Here is a 16591-nt window from a genome sequence, read left to right as displayed (position 1 = left end):
CTACATATTTTTTTGTGATAGTTAAGATTTAGTCTTTGTTCTTATAGCGAAGCGGTCTTGTATTTTTACATGGATATTAATAATTTTTTTAAACTACATATTTTATGATAGCTAAGATTTAGTCTTTGTTCTTTTTTCTTATAGCGAAGCGGTCTTGTATTTTTACACGGACATTAATAATCAAGTATTAAAAAATAACAATTTAATAAAGAATTGAGTTGTTTTTTAAGATTGTATAATTATTTTTTCAAATTAGAAATTTTCAACATAAAAAAATGCGAAATATTCATTTTCAAGCATTTTGATTGAAAGAAACAAAATCTACATTTTTCAGAAATAAATTTTGGCATCATTTTAACCTTTGAAACTAGTAAAAAGACTGCTGATTAACCGTAATTTAACACATTATTTCGTATTTTCGCAACACTTGTAAAAATTTAAATAAACTAAAATATATTATGTCAGATACGGCTACTATTGAGTATAAAGGTAAAAAAATAGAATTTCCAGTTGTTGAAGGTACAGAAAATGAATTAGCAATAGATATTAAAACGCTAAGAGCTTCAGCAGGTATTATTACTTTAGATCCAGGATACAAAAACACAGGTTCTTGTGAAAGTGCAATAACTTATTTAGATGGAGAAAAAGGTATTTTAAGGTATCGGGGTTATGCTATTGAAGACCTAGCCGAGAAAGCTGACTTCCTTGAAGTTGCTTATTTATTAATTTTTGGAGAGCTTCCTAATAAAACACAGTTAGAGAAATTCCATAATGATATCAAAGCAAATTCTGAGGTAGATGAAGACGTTAAGAAAATTGTAGATAGTTTTCCAAGAACTGCACATCCAATGGGGGTGTTATCTTCCTTAACTAGTGCATTGACTGCATTTAACCCTTCTTGTGTTGATATAAATTCTGAAGAAGATATGTATCAGGCCATCGTTAAAATTATGGGTAAATTTCCTGTTTTAGCAGCATGGACATTACGTAGAAGAAATGCTAAGCCTTATGATTACGGGAATGCTTCTCTTGGTTATGTGGAGAACATGCTTTATATGATGTTTAAAAAACCAAACGAAGAGTATAAATTAAATCCTGTTGTGGTTGAAGCATTAGATAAATTATTAATTCTTCATGCAGATCATGAGCAAAATTGTTCTACATCTACAGTAAGAATTGTAGGTTCATCTCATGCAGGATTATTCGCATCTCTTTCTGCAGGTGTTTCTGCATTATGGGGGCCTCTTCATGGTGGAGCAAACCAAGCGGTTATTGAAATGTTGGAAGGAATTAAAGAAGACGGAGGTGATACAGCAAAATACATGGAAAAAGCTAAGGATAAAGAAGATCCTTTCCGTTTAATGGGATTTGGGCATAGAGTATATAAAAACTTTGATCCACGTGCTAAAATTATCAAGAAATCTGCAGATGAAGTTTTAGGAGATTTAGGCGTTGAAGATCCAGTTTTATCAATTGCCAAAGGATTAGAAAAACAAGCATTAGAAGACGATTATTTCGTAAAAAGAAAATTATATCCTAACGTAGATTTTTACTCAGGAATTATATACAGAGCTTTAGGAATTCCTACAGAAATGTTTACTGTAATGTTTGCTTTAGGGAGATTACCAGGTTGGATTGCTCAATGGAGAGAGATGAGATTGAAAAAAGAACCAATTGGTAGACCACGTCAAGTATATGTTGGTGAGAATTTAAGACCTTTTGTAGAAGTAGAAAAAAGGTAAATAAAAAACCATATAAAATTTTTAAAGGGTATGTTAATCTATAACATGCCCTTTTTAATTGATTGTATGTCGATTATTAATGATATTTTTGATCTTCATCTAGAAATGCTAGTTTAAAAAGATATTTATGTTAAAACTTCATGTAGAAAATGAGACTTCTAAACTTGAAGCAGTAGTTTTAGGAACTGCAAAAAGTAATGGGCCTACACCAACTATAGAAGATGCATACGACCCAAAGTCGTTGGAATTTATAAAAGCAGGAACCTATCCTGTAGAAGCAGATATGATTCCAGAAATGGAAGCTTTTAATACTGTTTTTGAAAAGTATGATGTAAAAGTATACAGACCAGAATTAATAGAAAATTGCAATCAAATCTTCTCAAGAGATATCGCTTTTGTTATTGACGATTTCTTTATAAAATCGAATATATTGCCAGATCGAGAAAAAGAACTGGAAGCTATTCAGTATGTAATAAATCAAATAGAGCCTTCAAAAGTGATAACACCTCCAAAAGAAGTGCATATAGAAGGTGGCGATGTTATGCTTTGGAATGACCATATTTTTATAGGAACCTACAAAGGAGCCGATTATCCAGATCTTATTACAGCTAGAACAAATATGCATGGGGTTAATTTTATTAAAGAAATGTTTCCTAATAAAATTGTGAAAGAATTTGATTTAAGTAAATCAAATACCATTGCTAGAGACAATGCTTTGCATTTGGATTGTTGTTTTCAGCCAGTAGGAACGAGCAAAGGAATTATTCATAAGGAAGGTTTTAGAAAGGAAGCAGACTATAATTATTTAGTGGATTTATTTGGGGAGGAAAACTTATTTCATATTACAAAAGATGAGATGTATTATATGTTTAGCAATGTGTTTTCAATCTCTCCAGAAGTAGTAGTTTCAGAAAAAAACTTTAAGCGACTTAATAATTGGCTTCGCGAAAATAAATTTACAGTTGAAGAGATTCCTTATAGTGAAATATCTAAACAGGAAGGACTTTTACGTTGTTCAACTATGCCATTAATTCGTGCATAAAATCTTAATCAAAGCAAGTTGTTTTATGCATACTGTCTAACTTTCTTTGTAGCTTTGCGCGATTAAAATTTAGAAGGATATGAGTCAGGTTACGAATACAATTTTAATGGTTCGTCCAATTAGTTTTAGAATGAACGAGCAAACAGCCGTTAATAATTATTTTCAGGAAGATATCGATATGATGAACGAGGCAATAAATGCCAAAGCTCAAAAAGAGTTTGATACTTTTGTGGAAAAAATTAGGGCTGCCGGGATTCAAGTTATTACGGTTCAAGACACCCTAAAACCAGATACTCCAGATTCTATTTTTCCTAATAATTGGATTTCTACACATGAGGATGGAACTGTAACGCTTTACCCAATGTTTGCAGAAAACAGAAGAAATGAGCGGAGAGAAGATATATTGGATGTATTGGAGGCAAACAATTTTTGTGTTGAAAATGTAATGGATTATACCTCTGCTGAAGAAGAAGGGATTTTTTTGGAAGGAACTGGAAGTATAATTTTAGACCGTGTACATAGAAAAGCATATTGCGCACTTTCTCCAAGAGCAGATGAGGATTTATTTATAGAATTTTGTGAAGACTTTGAATATTTCCCTGTTATTTTTACTGCCAATCAAGATGTTGATGGAGTAAGAAAACCTATTTATCATACCAATGTAATGATGTGTGTTGGAGATAATTTTGCGGTTGTTTGTTTAGATACTATTGACGATAAGAAGGAGCGCAAAAACTTAGTAGATCATCTTAAAAAAGATGGAAAAGAAATTATTGTAATTTCTGAAACTCAAATGAGCAATTTTGCAGGAAACATGCTACAAGCTCAATCAGAAACAGGAGAAAAATATTTAATAATGAGTAATTCTGCTCATGAAAGTTTGCATTCTAATCAGATAAAATCTATAGAAAAATACGCTACAATTTTATCGAGCAATTTAGAAACTATAGAAACATGCGGAGGAGGAAGTGCCCGTTGTATGATGGCAGAAATATTTCTCCCAAAAAAATAGTATATTTAAAGACCTAGCGATATAGATTTTAAAATAACTTATGCTTTCAAAGAAAACAAAATATGGTTTAAAGGCACTTACTTACATGGCCAAAAAAGAAAGTAAGAGTCCTGTGCTCATTTCAGAAATTGCAGAGCAAGAAAATATCTCCAAAAAATTTCTGGAAATTATTTTACTTCAACTAAAAAATAGCGGTTTTTTAGGGTCGAAAAAAGGAAAGGGAGGTGGCTATTACCTCATTCGGGATCCCGAAAAAATAACTGTAGCTTCTCTAATTAGAGTACTAGAAGGCCCTATAGCAATGCTTCCTTGTGTAAGTCTTAATTTTTACGAAAAATGTGATGATTGTAAAAATGAAGAAGCTTGCTCGCTAAGTAGGTTAATGATAGAGGTTAGAGATAGTACCTTAAAAGTATTAGAAAATAAAACTTTGGCAGATTTAACTAGATCTACTTTAACCACTTAAGATGCTTATTTTTAGTTAGTTGAAAAATTATTCTGTGATTTTTTTGTTAAAAACCTAGTAATTAACTAGACTATTGATATCTTTGCTTTTTAGTATAGAAATAAAGAGTTATGGATTTAGTAGAAATAAATAAAAAATTAAAAGATAAATCTCCTTCGGAAATTGTAAAATGGGCATTGACTCAAGGTCAAAATCCTGTTGTAACCACAAATTTCCGTCCGTATGAAGCAGCTATTTTACACGCTACCACTTCAGAAAAAAAAGAGCTTCCTGTAATTTGGTGTGATACAGGTTACAATACCAATAAAACTTATTTACATGCAGAGCGTTTAATAAAATCTTTGGCATTAAATATTAAATTATATGTTCCTAAACAAACGGTAGCACACAGAAATATGGTAATGGGAATTCCTAGTATTGAAGACCCTTTGCATAAAGTGTTTACAGAACAGGTTAAGTTAGAGCCATTTAAGAGAGCAATGGCAGAAAATAAACCGGATATATGGTTTACAAACCTTAGAAAAGGACAAACTGCATTTAGAGATAGTTTGGATATTGTAACCAAAGGAAATGATGGTGTTTTAAAAGTGAGTCCATTTTATTATTATTCAGATGAAGAGTTAGATGTTTATTTGGAGGCTCATAATCTAGAAAACGAATTTAATTATTTTGACCCTACCAAGGTTTTAGAGAATAGGGAGTGTGGCTTACATGTAAGCTAAAAAAAATAGTTTAAGATATTCTGGAAGGGGATTGCTAGCAGCAATCCCCTTTTTTGGTTTAATCCCTAATAGAGAATTTAATTTGTTTATAAGCTAAGTGTTTAAGTAAAGTCGGATTTTATGTAAATTAAATTCTACATTAGGAATTATAATTGATAAGATATTCTTATTTTTAAGGAAAATAAAAGTGATGAAAAAGAAAGTAGCATATTTATACGTTATCATAATAGTTGGATGTTTTTCTTGTGGTCCAAAAATAATTCAAGAGCCTATTGTTTTTGACGAGGAAAGGAGTAATTTAACCTTGAGTTATATGGAAGAACATTATGGAATAAGGCAAGAAGAGCCAACTATTATTCCTAAAATGATAGTGGTTCATTGGACAGAAATTCCCACGTTTCAAAAAACGGTTGATGCTTTTTATGAAGCTAATTTGCCAGAGCATAGAAATGCTATTGCAGGCGCAGGAAGCTTGAATGTTTCCTCTCAGTTTGTAGTGGATCAAGATGGAATTATTTATAATTTAATGCCAGAAACTACTATGGCTCGCCATGTAATAGGTTTAAATCATTGTGCTATTGGGATAGAAAATGTAGGAGGTTCAGATTTACCCTTAACAGATGCACAGTTGAGAGCCAATGTAAAGTTGATAAAATATTTGAAAAAGAAGTATCCAATTGATTATGTTATTGGTCATTATGAATATCAATTATTTGAGAAAACCGACTTATGGCTTGAAAAAGACGATAGTTATAGAACTGTGAAAACAGACCCGAATAAAGAGTTTATGGAAGAAATAAGAAAGAGAATTAAAAAATTAGATATAAAACCATTACCTAAAGGATAAGTACCAATGAATAAGAATATAAGAAAAATTATACTCTCGATATTTTTTATAGGAAGCTTTTTATCGATTTCAGCACAAGGCTTTTACAATGAACTATTTGAAAAATACGATAGCTATAAAGAGGAAAGTATTACAATTAGAAGGTTTACGCACAGTAAAATAATGCCTTTAATTGAAGAATTAAAACCTGATTCTTTTTTTGAAGTGAATAAAGTAGGAACTTCCATAAAAGGGAAGAGTTTAAATTTAATAAGCTTTGGAGAAGGAGAGGTGGATGTTTTTCTTTGGTCGCAAATGCATGGCGATGAATCTACTGCTACCATGGCGATTTTTGATATTATGAACTTTTTTAAATCAACAGATTTTCAGAAGGAAAAAGAAGAGATGCTGTCCAATTTAAGGATTCATTTCTTGCCCATGTTAAACCCAGATGGAGCCGAATTGTTTACCAGAAGAAATGCTTTAGGAGTAGATATAAATAGAGATGCTGTTAGATTACAATCTCCAGAAAGTAAAACATTAAAGCGGGTTCGAGATAGTTTGGAAGCCGATTTTGGTTTTAATTTACACGATCAAAGTACGTATTACAATGCTAATAGAACTCCAAAGCCAGCAACTATTTCTTATTTAGCGCCTGCATATAATTATGAAAAGGAGGTGAATAATGTTAGGGAAAATGCCATGAAACTTATTGGGTATATGAATGGAATTCTTCAAAAATATGCACCAGGACAAGTAGGGAGGTATAATGATGATTTTGAGCCGCGTGCATTTGGAGATAATATTCAGAAATGGGGAACAAGTGTTGTTTTAATAGAGTCTGGTGGATATCCAAACGACCCTGAAAAGCAATTTATCAGAAAGTTGAATTTCGTAACTATTTTATCTGCAATTAGAGCAATTGCAACCAAAGAGTATGAGAAATCATCTAAAGAAGAATATTTTAAAATCCCTGAAAACGACAGGAAATTATTCGACTTAAAACTAATAGGGGTTCAGTACGAATTATTAGGAAATACGTATACCGTAGATTTAGGAATAGATAGTAGGGAGGTGTCTGCTCATACCGAATCTGGTTATTATTACAAAGCAGGAGTATCGGATATGGGAGATTTATCTACGTATTATGGGTATAAAGAGTTTGAAGCATCTGCTTACGCAGTAGTTGCTCCAAAGGTATATCCGGAGACATTCTCAACTATAAATGCTGTTGTAGAAAAAGGGGTTTCTTCATTTTTAAAAGAAGGGTTTGCTTACGTAAAAGTGGAACACCTTCCTGAAGATAAAGATGCTATAAATATTCCTTTACACGTTATTTCAGATAAAAAAAATACAGCTGTGAATTTATATGTGGGCGCTAATCCAACTTTTTTCTTGAAGAAGAATGATTCCTTAGAATATTTAATTATTAATGGAAATTTAGTGGATTTAAAAAAACCAGAACAAGATTTTAGTAATGCACTAATTTATAAATAAGCTATTATTCTATTATGAATAAACCTGAGTTATATGGTTTATAGTGAGGTATTTAATGAAGTTGAATGAAAATATGAAACTTATTTATTCCTTTTGTAGAGTGGATTTTCTTGGCTATAATTAATCCTTCTATGAGGGTTTCTTCTGAATTAATTCTTTAAGAAAGGAAAAACTCATTATAGGAATAAAAAGGGCAAAAGGTAGGGAGGTAATAATTAATAGTTTCTGAAGCGCAATAAGGACATCAATTTCTTTTTTGGCATTTCCTAGAATTAGCATTGCAATACTAAAAATAGCAATTACGAAAGACCAAACTATGCGGTGCGATTTTTTAGGTTTTGGATTGCCTTTATCACTAAACATACTTAATACAAAAATAGCAGAATCTACAGAGGTTAATAAAAAGCCAATGAGGAGTATTACAATGGTGGAGTTTATTATAAATTGAAGGGGATATTGTTTGAAAAAGATAAAAATAGAAGTAAATACATCCCCAAATTCATTATTATAATTGTTCCAACCCTCAATTAGAAGGAAGGCATTTTCGCCAAAAGCTGTAAACCATAAGAAAGAACCTAAAGAAGGAATAATCATTACGCCAAGGAGCATTTCTCTTAATGTTCTTCCTTTAGAAATCCGTGCTATAAAAACCCCAGTAAAAGGTGCCCAAGCTAACCAAAAAGCCCAATAATAGTAGGTCCAATCTGTAAGAAATTGCTTTCCAGGATTATATTTTCCTAGTGCCAAACTAAGTGGAATAAAATCTTTTAGATACTGAAATAGAGCATTTATAAACTGTTTTAGAATTAATAGAATATCGCTTTGCGATAAAACAAAAACTAGCAGTAAGAGCGTAATAAAGATGTTTACTTTAGAGATGTTTTTTATGCCTTTATTTATTCCTTTCCATGCAGATAAAAAGGCAAATCCGCAGATAATTATTGTCAATATAATAGCTGAGGTAACGTCTAAATTTATCTTTAGTAAATGTTGAAGTCCGCCATTAATTTGTGTAGTCCCTAGGCCAACGGCACCTACAAGTCCAAAAACGGTAGCGAGCATAACTAAAATGTCTATTCCATTTAAAACTCCTGAATTTTTAAAATTAGGAGCTACAGTACTACTAATTAATGCCTGTTTGTTTTTTGTAAATAAATAATGCCCAATAACCAATGCAAAAAGTCCATAAAAAGCCCATGCAGTAAAGCCCCATTGGTAAAAGGTGTATTCAAGTGCAATTGTTTGTTTGCTAGCGTCGGTTTGTATGGGCGGGTTTAAGTACATATAGACAGGCTCCTGTACTGCACGAAGTAAAATTCCAGCTCCCATTCCAGCACTATAAAGCATTGAGATCCATGCCCAGCGAGAATATTCTGGTCTGTCGTTAGTATTACCTAAACGTAATTTTCCTAATGGAGAGATTGCAATTCCAAGTAAAAATAGCACACAAAAAAGACCTAAATACAGATAGAAATTCCCAAACCAGTTGCGTATCCAAATGGATATATTTTCAATAGAAGTATAGCTAAGAGAAGGGAAAATAAAGATAAGAATAGCCAGAAAGACTAAAATGCTTACCGATATTACTAATAATCTATTTTTAAAAATTTCCAAAAAATTATTTTGATTAAGATATTAAATATTGCCGCTTAGATTAGATAAATGTTTGATTTTGTAGGAAGAGATATTCTTTATAAAGTTATGAATCTCTTTTGTTTTAGCAACAATTCTTATAAAATGGTGGTCTTTATGGAAGGTATATTCTTGAGGAGCACTTTTATATAAAGAAAGTTTGTAAAATGGAATCAACAATCCATAAGTATCTGTTAGCGCTATAAATTTAATAACAATCCCTTTTGTTCTAATTTCGATGTTGCAAGTATCTATATTGTTATTGAGAATTAATAAGTTTTTAATCTGAATACTGGTAGTTGTAATAAATAAGTTAGGGGAATGACTTTTGCCTATTTCAACTCTTTCTTTTAGAGGAAGAACATTACCTACTTCATTTAGAAGTATTTCTTTCTGAAAAGAATTTGTATTAGAAAAATTGATTAGCATTCTTTAAAGATAGATTTTTATCGGCGTTCAGCAGAAATAAAAATCATTTTTTCGATGTAAAGATTTGTTTTTATCCTTGCTTCAAGGGTAATAACTTTTTCAAAATCCGTATCTTTGCACCCAAATTTTTCATAAAAATGAACATTCAGGATATTATAATTACCAAAGTTAAAGAAGCAATACATTCTATTTTTGATAAAGAATTAGAAACCGTTGAATTACAGGCTACTCGTAAGGAGTTTGAAGGGGATATTACGGTAGTTATTTTTCCTATGTTGCGTACTATAAAAGGAAATCCGCAACTTATAGGAGAACAAATAGGAACTTATTTGGAGGCTAATGTTACTGAGATTGAAAAATTTAATGTGGTAAAAGGTTTTTTAAACCTTGTAATTTCAGATTCATATTTTCTTCAATTTTTTAGTGATATAAAAAATGATGAGGTGTATGGTTTTGAAACTCCTAAAGAAGGAGATAAAGCTATTATGGTAGAATATTCTTCTCCAAACACTAATAAACCTTTGCACTTAGGACATATTAGAAATAATTTATTAGGGTATTCTGTTGCTGAAATTATTAAAGCATCTGGAAAAAAAGTATATAAGACTCAAATTATAAACGACCGTGGAATCCATATTTGTAAGTCAATGTTGGCCTGGCAAAAATTTGGAAATGGAGAGACTCCAGCATCCACTGGATTAAAAGGAGATAAGCTCGTTGGGAATTATTATGTAGCTTTTGATAAAGCTTATAAGGCTGAAATTGAAGAATTAATAGCTAATGGAGTAGATAAAAAAGTAGCAGAAAAAGAAGCGCCAATTTTACTGGAAGCTCAAAATATGCTTAGAAAATGGGAAGCTGGAGATGAAGAAGTTGTAAAGCTTTGGGAAACCATGAATGGTTGGGTTTACGACGGATTTGCTATTACCTATAAAAATTTAGGAGTCGATTTTGACCAATTATATTACGAGAGTAATACCTATTTATTAGGAAAGGATGTGGTTGCCGATGGTTTGGAAAGAGGTGTTTTCTTTAAAAAAGAAGATGGATCTGTTTGGATTGATTTAACAGAAGATGGCTTGGACGAAAAAATTGTTTTAAGAGCCGATGGAACTGCTGTGTACATGACGCAAGATATTGGAACTGCAATCCAACGTATTAAAGATTATCCAGATGTTGGAGGTTTGGTTTATACAGTAGGGAACGAACAGGATTATCATTTTCAAGTATTGTTTTTAATTCTGAAAAAACTCGGATTTGAATGGGCACAGCATTTGTATCATCTAAGTTATGGAATGGTAGATTTGCCTAGCGGTAAAATGAAAAGTAGAGAAGGTACGGTTGTAGATGCAGATGATTTAATTACCGAAATGGCAAGCACTGCAGGAGAGATTTCTTCAGAATTAGGAAAATTAGAAGGCTTTACGGAAGAAGAAAAGCAAGAACTTTATAAAACTATTGGGCTTGGAGCCTTAAAATATTACATTCTAAAAGTAGATCCTAAAAAACGTATCCTTTTTGATCCTAAAGAATCAATAGATTTTCAAGGAAATACGGGGCCTTTTATTCAGTATACTTATGCTAGAATTCAATCTATTTTAAGAAAGGCGGATTTTGATTTTTCAGGGGAAGCTGTAGTGATGGATTACAAACTTCATGAGAAAGAAAAATCTCTTATTAAACAAGTTCAATTATTTCCAGAAATTATTCAGAATGCTTCCGCTAATTTTAGCCCAGCTATCATAGCAAATTACACCTATGATTTGGTAAAAGAGTTCAATTCTTTTTATCAGAATGTGTCTATATTAGGAGCAGAAGTAACTTCAGAAAAAATATTTAGAGTACAGCTTTCTAGTAAAGTAGCAGAAATAATTGCAAACGCTTTAAAATTACTAGGAATTTCAGTTCCAGAACGAATGTAAAAAACATAGAATTTGTATAAAATTTCATTAATGTTCGAGTAAAAATACAAGACCGCTTCGCTATAAGAAAAAGACTAATAAATACCACAAAATAAGTAGTTTAAAGAGATGGCATTTCAAAAATCCTCTTTTTATTCATTCTTATTAATAGCAAGGGGTCTATTTTGAAAACCCCATTTGAACCTTGATGTAAGTGGAGTTCAATAAATTCCGTCAACTTTTATCGGACAACAACAATAAAATTTAAAAACCCCGAAAAAAAATTTCGGGGTTTTTTGCTGAAAATTCAGCCTCGAAACTAACAAACTCAAACAATTAAATGGCTAATTCGGGTATAGTTTGTATTCAATATCGCATAAGCTTAGCAAATCGTATTTTTTTGGACGTAGCTTTATTAGCGCAGCAAGTTCTTCAACTTCTTGTTTATTTAGTAAAATAAGTAAGTTAGATTGGATGGTTGGAATTGGAATCCTTTTATCATAAATAGAATATTTGTATTCTTCCTCCCAATAATCTACTTCAATATTGTGTAAGTAATTATGGAAACTCTCAAATTCAACTTCAGTAAAATTAAAGTTGAGGTTGTTGTAAAGTAATTGATACATATTGTTGTGTTTACAATAAATCAAAATACCATTTTTAGACCTGTTTAATACTTTAAGATTTTTACACATAATCACTGTTTTTAAATCCCTCATGGAGGGTTTTATTCCCCCAGAGCCTGTCCTAAGTTTACCGAAGGGCTCTAGGTCGAAATAGATTAAATATTGCGGTAATTTATTTCACAATAAAGCTGTCAATTACTGCTTCAATTTCTTTTTTACTACTGTTTGCAGGCATTGCAAATAAATGCGCAAATAAAGGTTTGTTGTCAACGCTTTTTTGTAACTCAATATCTTTGTTTTGCTCAAATAAGTCTTGCCATTTATTTCTTACAATTTTCCAGAAAGCTTCATTTTCTTTCCACCAATCTTGTGCTGCTTTACATTTTTCATCAGCTACTTTTGTATAGGTGTCGTAGCCTTTTTCTTGAGCTAATACAAAATCATTTCCTTTATCGTCTCTAATAATTTTATCATTATCCTGTTCATGCAACCAACCGTAATCTGTAATGGCATGTATGTTTCTACGCTTCATAACATTATAATCGTCTCGAACGGTGTGTTCTCTTCTTGGTAAAGGAGCATCGGTGGTGTTTACCCAATAATTTTTCCCGTCAACATGTACCCAACTTGCGGTGCCTTCATAACGCGGACTATCATCTACTTGATACACTTTTTGTGTCCATTGCCCTTTTACATCTTCTTTTGCCAATTTTTCAAACTTCCATGTTTTGTCTTTATAAAACTGATATAAATTGGTGTTTTCATACAACCAATCTTGCCTCCAATGTTTAATAATCATGGTGTCGTTGGCAATTAATAAATGCTGCATTACAATTTTATTGGGTTTGTCTTCTACCAATTGTACCCATTCTAAAGCGCCTACTTGTTTTACTTTGGAAGCTTGGTAGGTAGAATCTTTTGCGTTGTTAAATGTTTCGGCAAAATTGAAACGTACTTCATAACAGCCACACATGTCTTTAATGTTTTTTTGATCCGCACTTTTATCGTGCTTTTGAGCTGTTACAGCAAGGCTCGCCATTGTTAAGCCTATAAAAATTGATAATTTTTTCATTGTTGATATAATTAGTTTTTCATTTCTGATGGAACAAAAATATAAAATTTATTTAGATTGAATAAAAATAACTATATATTTGTCAAAAATTATTCAGAATCAATCTAAATAATGAAACAACTAACATACCTAATATTATTTTTAACTGTAAGCTTTGGTTTTGCTCAAAAGGTTCAAATAATGGATTCTTTAGTAGTAAACGATTTGGAGGAAGTAGTAGTTACTGGACAGTACAATCCGCAGTCGGTAAAAAAATCGGTTTATGAGGTTACTGTAATCAGTCAAGCAGACATAAATCGTCAAGCAGGAAACAATTTGGCAGATGTTTTAAATCAGACTTTAAATATTTCAATTCTTCCAAATGCTTCCACTGGAAAATCAAGTATAAAAATGTTTGGTTTAGACGGTCAATATGTCAAAATTTTGGTAGATAATATTCCGCTAGTAAACGATGAAGGTTTTGGAAATAATACTGATTTAACCCAAATTAATTTAGATGATATTGAACAGATTGAAATTGTTGAGGGCGCCATGGGAGTTCAGTATGGAGCAGATGCCGTTGCGGGTGTTATTAACATTATTACCAAAAAATCGGCTAATTACAAATGGCAAATAAGACCCTATTTACAAGAAGAAACCATTGGAGATGAGTATGGGTGGTTTGATAAAGGAAGGCATATTCAATCGTTAAGTGTTTCTAATAATATATCTGAAAAGTTATATGCTAATATTACTGCCACACGAAACGATTTTGCAGGATTATGGGGAGATAAGCAGGGAGAAAGTTATCAATATAACGATGGAAAGCGTGGCTATGAGTGGCTTCCTAAATTGCAATACAACACAAAAGGGATGTTGAGCTATCAAGCTGAAAACATGAAAATGTTTTACAAGTTTGAATATTTTAATGAAAAAGTTTCTCGTTACGATTCCGTAGTAAGAGAAAATTACAACCCTTCCACACAAACACGAAACCCTATTTCTTCGGACGAAATATTTACTTCCCAAAGATTTATGCATCATTTAAATGCAAACGGAAGTTTTAATAGCGGAATTTTATACAATGTTTCGCTTTCTTTTCAGCAGCAAAAGAAAAATGCAGAAACGTATAACTATAGAATTTTAGAAGAAGAAAAGTTTGATGTAGCAGAATTTGAATACGAATCGCGGAGCATATACTATTCCAAAGGGACGTTTAGTAATTTTTTAAATGAAAATGCCTTTGATTTTCAAGTTGGTTATGAGATTAGTCAAAATGAAGGGTATGCCTCTTCTATCTCTGGAGATTATGATGGAGAGAATATCCGTAGAAAAATAGGCTCTTATGATGTGTTTGCATCTGCAGAATACGTACCAAATAGTAGGCTTTCATTCCGACCAGGAGCTCGGGTTTTCTTTTCAAACAAATTTGATACGCAAACCGCTTTAGAATTGTCTTCTAAATACCTTTTTAAAAATAAGATGGAGGTTAGAGCGGTTGTAGGTACAGCGCCAAGAATGCCAAATTTTACAGAGCTGTATTCTTATTTCGTAGATGCCAATCATGATGTACGAGGTAATGAAGACTTAAAACCAGAAGAGGGGATTTCTGCTTTTATTCATGCTAAAAAAATCTTCGAGTTTCAGAATAATTTCAGCTTAAGGAGCAAATTATCTGTTGGATATATAGATGTAGACGACCGTATTGAACTCATCATTGTAAATAGTTCTCCTTTAGCATATCAGTATACTAATATTGACAAATATAAAACATGGAATGTATCGTTTTCTAATGGATTTATGTATCAAAATATTAGTGGAAATTTAGGAATTTCCTACTCGGGAGTTTCTAAAGTTTTAGAAGGGAGAAATTATGATGACGATTATTTAAAGGCATTACAGCTAAATGCAAGTTTGTCTTATAGTGTTCCTCAATGGAATACCACTTTTTCAACATATTTTAAACACAACGGACCCGAATATCAGTTTTTGCAAGATCAAGATGAAAATGGAGAAACGATATTAATTAGAGGAAAACAAGATGCGTATAGTTGGTGGGATGCGTCGATAAGAAAGGCATTTTACAACAACAAACTTCAGCTAACTCTTGGTGCAAGAAATTTATTAGATGTTACTAGGGTAAACAACACATCTGTGAGTGGCGGGGTGCATTCGGGACCTCCCTCTAATGTGCTCTTGGGGTACGGAAGATCCTACTTTATAAAACTATTATATAATTTAAATTTTAACTAGACAATCATGAAAAACAAGTTTTTAATCTTAAACCTCTTTGTTTTATTTATACTCGCATCCTGTAGTGATGACGATACTAAAACTACGCAAGAATTTGTAGTAGCTTTCGAAAATCCTTCGGTAAGTTTAACTACGGAAGAAGAAACAAAGGAAGTTAAGTTAGTGTTTTCTAGAAACGCAGCAGAAAACGGTACGGCTACAATTACCTACACAACGGTAAATGCAGAATATGGCACACATTTTACAACCAATCCAGCATCGGAAGAGGGTACTATTACAGTTCCTGTAACCGCTGGGAGTAATTCGGCGACTTTTACCCTTAATAAATTACAAAACCCAATTGAAGGAACCGAAATGTCGGTTACTTTTAAGTTAGCTTCTATTTCAAATCCAGAAAGTAGCATACAAGGAAATACTTCGTTAGCGGTTAGTTTTACAGAAAGCGCTGCTCTTGGTGGGGTAATTGCCCCAGAGACTGGTGGAGCAGATCAACCAAATCAAGTCTATATAGATTTAAGCTCACAAACACAAACAACTGCTAAGAGAGATACTTGGGAGTTAGGTTTTTATAGTGGGGAAAATTTTAGAGTAGTTTTAAATGGGTCACTTTTAATGGCTGCAACACCATTGGAAGCTACTGATATTGATGTGGTTAAAGAGGCTGATGTAGCTGATTTGAAAACTCAAGTGGCTGTTGGAACATTTAATCCTGAAAATACTAAATACATAGATGCTCCTTCGGGAAATATTCAAGAGACGGTTATTGCGGAGGTGTCTGAAAACGATTCTGATAACAAGGTGTATCTGGTAAATCTTGGTATTAATATTGGTGGAAGTATACATGTTCCAGGAGGTGCACGTGGTTGGAAAAAAATTAGAGTGCTACGTGAGGGAAATGATTATGTCTTGCAGTATGCAGATTTGGATGCTACTACTCATAAAGAAGTGGTGATAAATAAAGCTGAGGAATACAATTTTACGTTTTTTAGTTTTATTTCTGAAGGGGAAACTTCTGTAGAGCCAATGAAAGATAAGTGGGATTTAAATTATACAGTATTTACAAACATTATTCCAGGTTCGGGATCTTATGTTTACTCTGACTTTGTGGCTTCAAACTCTAAAGCAGGAGTGGAAGTATATCAAGTTTCTACCTCTGATTTTACCTACGAAGATTTCACAGCAGAAAATATTATTGAAGAAAACCTTTCGGTTGATCAAAGAGGTATTGGAGGTAATTGGAGAGTTTTATCTCAAACCTCCACTTCACTTAAAGATGATGTGTTTTTTGTTCTCAAAGACCCCGATGGAAATTATTATAAAATCCGTTTTACTGCTTTGTTAAGTGAAAGTGGAGAACGTGGATATCCTAAATTTGAATATAATTTGTTGTAA

The 16591-nt window shown here is 32.3% G+C and carries 14 protein-coding genes; 10 read left to right on the top strand and 4 right to left on the bottom strand.

Going from position 1 to position 16591, the window contains the following annotated elements:
* Positions 1–458 precede the first annotated feature (458 nt).
* The 7 genes from AC13CQ_RS12720 (at position 459) to AC13CQ_RS12690 (ending at position 7307) form a co-directional block, all read left to right on the top strand.
* A complete protein-coding gene (locus tag AC13CQ_RS12720; protein ID WP_008613560.1) occupies positions 459–1742 on the top strand; it encodes a citrate synthase in 1284 nt (427 codons plus the stop codon).
* Positions 1743–1869: 127 nt separating this feature from the next.
* The gene (locus AC13CQ_RS12715) at positions 1870–2784 is read left to right on the top strand and encodes a dimethylarginine dimethylaminohydrolase family protein (protein WP_008613559.1); all 915 of its coding nucleotides are present in this window, start codon (positions 1870–1872) and stop codon (positions 2782–2784) included.
* Positions 2785–2863: 79 nt separating this feature from the next.
* A complete protein-coding gene (gene ctlX, locus AC13CQ_RS12710) occupies positions 2864–3796 on the top strand; it encodes a citrulline utilization hydrolase CtlX (RefSeq protein ID WP_335587932.1) in 933 nt (310 codons plus the stop codon).
* A 40-nt stretch (positions 3797–3836) separates the two neighbouring features.
* Positions 3837–4262: an RrF2 family transcriptional regulator gene (locus AC13CQ_RS12705; RefSeq protein WP_474506817.1), complete on the top strand. Its 426-nt coding sequence runs from the start codon at positions 3837–3839 to the stop codon at positions 4260–4262.
* A 110-nt stretch (positions 4263–4372) separates the two neighbouring features.
* Positions 4373–4984: a phosphoadenosine phosphosulfate reductase domain-containing protein gene (locus AC13CQ_RS12700; protein WP_474506818.1), complete on the top strand. Its 612-nt coding sequence runs from the start codon at positions 4373–4375 to the stop codon at positions 4982–4984.
* Positions 4985–5174: 190 nt separating this feature from the next.
* Complete coding sequence (locus tag AC13CQ_RS12695; protein ID WP_474506819.1) at positions 5175–5831, top strand: N-acetylmuramoyl-L-alanine amidase; 657 nt, start codon at positions 5175–5177, stop codon at positions 5829–5831.
* 6 nt (positions 5832–5837) lie between these two features.
* Positions 5838–7307: a M14 family metallopeptidase gene (locus tag AC13CQ_RS12690; RefSeq protein WP_474506820.1), complete on the top strand. Its 1470-nt coding sequence runs from the start codon at positions 5838–5840 to the stop codon at positions 7305–7307.
* A gap of 129 nt (positions 7308–7436) precedes the next feature.
* On the opposite strand, the gene AC13CQ_RS12685 is transcribed toward AC13CQ_RS12690, so the two are convergent.
* Positions 7437–8921: a BCCT family transporter gene (locus AC13CQ_RS12685; RefSeq protein ID WP_474506821.1), complete on the bottom strand. Its 1485-nt coding sequence runs from the start codon at positions 8919–8921 to the stop codon at positions 7437–7439.
* Between the two features lie 21 nt (positions 8922–8942).
* Positions 8943–9368, bottom strand: a complete 426-nt coding sequence (locus AC13CQ_RS12680; RefSeq protein WP_008613535.1) for a hypothetical protein — start codon at positions 9366–9368, stop codon at positions 8943–8945.
* Between the two features lie 137 nt (positions 9369–9505).
* On the opposite strand from AC13CQ_RS12680, the gene argS reads away from it, so the two are divergent.
* Positions 9506–11290: an arginine--tRNA ligase gene (gene argS, locus AC13CQ_RS12675; RefSeq protein ID WP_474506822.1), complete on the top strand. Its 1785-nt coding sequence runs from the start codon at positions 9506–9508 to the stop codon at positions 11288–11290.
* A gap of 323 nt (positions 11291–11613) precedes the next feature.
* On the opposite strand, the gene AC13CQ_RS12670 is transcribed toward argS, so the two are convergent.
* The gene (locus AC13CQ_RS12670; protein WP_008613525.1) at positions 11614–11964 is read right to left on the bottom strand and encodes a DUF6686 family protein; all 351 of its coding nucleotides are present in this window, start codon (positions 11962–11964) and stop codon (positions 11614–11616) included.
* 103 nt (positions 11965–12067) lie between these two features.
* Positions 12068–12967: a DUF6607 family protein gene (locus AC13CQ_RS12665; protein ID WP_474506823.1), complete on the bottom strand. Its 900-nt coding sequence runs from the start codon at positions 12965–12967 to the stop codon at positions 12068–12070.
* A gap of 111 nt (positions 12968–13078) precedes the next feature.
* Between AC13CQ_RS12665 and AC13CQ_RS12660 the strand changes: the two genes are divergently transcribed.
* A complete protein-coding gene (locus AC13CQ_RS12660; RefSeq protein ID WP_474506824.1) occupies positions 13079–15199 on the top strand; it encodes a TonB-dependent receptor plug domain-containing protein in 2121 nt (706 codons plus the stop codon).
* A gap of 6 nt (positions 15200–15205) precedes the next feature.
* Positions 15206–16591: an HmuY family protein gene (locus AC13CQ_RS12655; RefSeq protein WP_474506825.1), complete on the top strand. Its 1386-nt coding sequence runs from the start codon at positions 15206–15208 to the stop codon at positions 16589–16591.

This window comes from Galbibacter sp. L-19, assembly GCF_056857615.1.
This window is presented reverse-complemented; position numbering and strand designations above follow the sequence as displayed.

What these genes read in the sequence shown, in the direction of transcription:
- AC13CQ_RS12705 (WP_474506817.1), top strand. Translation starts at nt 3,837, where the DNA reads ATGCTTTCAAAGAAAACAAAATATGGTTTAAAGGCACTTACTTACATG.
- AC13CQ_RS12680 (WP_008613535.1), bottom strand. Translation starts at nt 9,368, where the DNA reads ATGCTAATCAATTTTTCTAATACAAATTCTTTTCAGAAAGAAATACTT.
- AC13CQ_RS12670 (WP_008613525.1), bottom strand. Translation starts at nt 11,964, where the DNA reads ATGTGTAAAAATCTTAAAGTATTAAACAGGTCTAAAAATGGTATTTTG.
- argS (WP_474506822.1), top strand. Translation starts at nt 9,506, where the DNA reads ATGAACATTCAGGATATTATAATTACCAAAGTTAAAGAAGCAATACAT.
- AC13CQ_RS12695 (WP_474506819.1), top strand. Translation starts at nt 5,175, where the DNA reads ATGAAAAAGAAAGTAGCATATTTATACGTTATCATAATAGTTGGATGT.
- AC13CQ_RS12655 (WP_474506825.1), top strand. Translation starts at nt 15,206, where the DNA reads ATGAAAAACAAGTTTTTAATCTTAAACCTCTTTGTTTTATTTATACTC.
- AC13CQ_RS12660 (WP_474506824.1), top strand. Translation starts at nt 13,079, where the DNA reads ATGAAACAACTAACATACCTAATATTATTTTTAACTGTAAGCTTTGGT.
- AC13CQ_RS12700 (WP_474506818.1), top strand. Translation starts at nt 4,373, where the DNA reads ATGGATTTAGTAGAAATAAATAAAAAATTAAAAGATAAATCTCCTTCG.
- AC13CQ_RS12720 (WP_008613560.1), top strand. Translation starts at nt 459, where the DNA reads ATGTCAGATACGGCTACTATTGAGTATAAAGGTAAAAAAATAGAATTT.
- AC13CQ_RS12715 (WP_008613559.1), top strand. Translation starts at nt 1,870, where the DNA reads ATGTTAAAACTTCATGTAGAAAATGAGACTTCTAAACTTGAAGCAGTA.
- AC13CQ_RS12665 (WP_474506823.1), bottom strand. Translation starts at nt 12,967, where the DNA reads ATGAAAAAATTATCAATTTTTATAGGCTTAACAATGGCGAGCCTTGCT.
- AC13CQ_RS12690 (WP_474506820.1), top strand. Translation starts at nt 5,838, where the DNA reads ATGAATAAGAATATAAGAAAAATTATACTCTCGATATTTTTTATAGGA.
- ctlX (WP_335587932.1), top strand. Translation starts at nt 2,864, where the DNA reads ATGAGTCAGGTTACGAATACAATTTTAATGGTTCGTCCAATTAGTTTT.